The organism is Serratia sp. DD3 (genome assembly GCF_000496755.2).
In genome coordinates, this window is the sequence record NZ_AYKS02000121.1 from 1 (window position 1) to 1,348 (window position 1,348).

1 protein-coding gene is annotated in these 1,348 nt (G+C 55.6%); it reads right to left on the reverse strand.

Going from position 1 to position 1,348, the window contains the following annotated elements; genetic code table 11:
* A partial coding sequence (locus tag IO95_RS25450) for an Ig-like domain-containing protein (protein WP_037387224.1) occupies positions 1-1,348 on the reverse strand: 1,348 nt, incomplete at both ends.

Below are 1,348 nucleotides of genomic sequence, written 5' to 3' on the forward strand. Positions count from 1 at the left end.
CCATCATCATAGATATTGATGATGCTATTTGCCTCTGCCGTCCCTTTGAAGGTTGGGTTGGCGTCATCGGTAACACTGCCGCTGGCCAATGGACCACGGTTATCACCGACGTCATCAATGGCGTTACCAATCACGGGTTGCTCTGGCGCGGTGGTATCTACCTTTAGCACAAAGGCGGGAGAGGTCACGCTGTTACCGGCGGCATCTTCTGCCGTCACCGTCAGGCTGTGGTTACCTTCACCCAGGTCGGTCTCTGGCGTAAAGCTCCAGCTACCATCTTGCTTAACGGTGGTAGTCCCCAGCTCGCGGTCGCCATCCTTCACAGTGATAACACTGCCTGGCTTGCCGCTGCCGTTCAGTTCTGGACGTGGATCGTCGGTGACATCACCGGGTTGCAGGTTACCGGTCACTGAGCCGACATTGTCATTCACTGAGCCCAGTTGTACCAGCACGGGTGAATCATCCACCTCAAATTTGATATCCGGGCTTGGCTCACTCACGTTGCCCGCCGGGTCAGTCACGGTGGTGTTCAGCTTGTGCTCGCCGTTATCCAGCGGCTCAGTCGGGGTAAAGCTCCACTTGCCGTCATCTTCAATCTTGGCGGTACCGATTTCTTCACCGTTATCATAGATGGTGACCGTGCCGCCGGGTTCGCCCGTACCGCTCAGGTTTGGTGAACGGTCATCGGTGGTATCCCCCGGGTTCACTTCACCGGTCTTCTCACCCACGTTGTCGGTAATAACGATATCGCCAGCCGAGTTAGGGACGTTAGTGTCTACTACAATATCAAAACTGCCGCTAGGAGCACTCTCGTTGCCTGCGGCATCCGTTGAGGTGATGGTCAGGGTATGGTTGCCATCTTTCAGTTCAGCGCCTGCTGCTGGCGTAAAGCTCCACTCGCCCTTGCCGTCTGCCGTGGTTGAACCGATCAGTTGACCTTTGTCATAGACCTTGACCAGGCTGTCCGCCTCGGCACTACCTTTCAGGGTTGGGGTGTTGTCGTTGGTGACATCCCCTTTCTGCAGAGCGCCAGCTTTCGGTTCAACATCATCCAGCACGCTGGTGATGGCTGGTTCTGACGGTATGGTGATGTCAAGATTGATATCATAGGATGGTGTGCTTGGGGTGGTCTTGTTACCCGCCGCATCGACCGCCACGATGGTCAGTTGGTTGTTACCTTCCAGCAGTGGGGTGGTTGGCGTCAGTGACCAGGTGCCATTATCGAGTACCTTGGTGCTGCCAATCGGGTGATTGCCGGTCGCATCAGTGGTGTACACAATGATGATATCACCAGCAGTACCAATACCGCTGATCAGCGGCTGGCTGTCATCGGTGCTATTCCCTGATG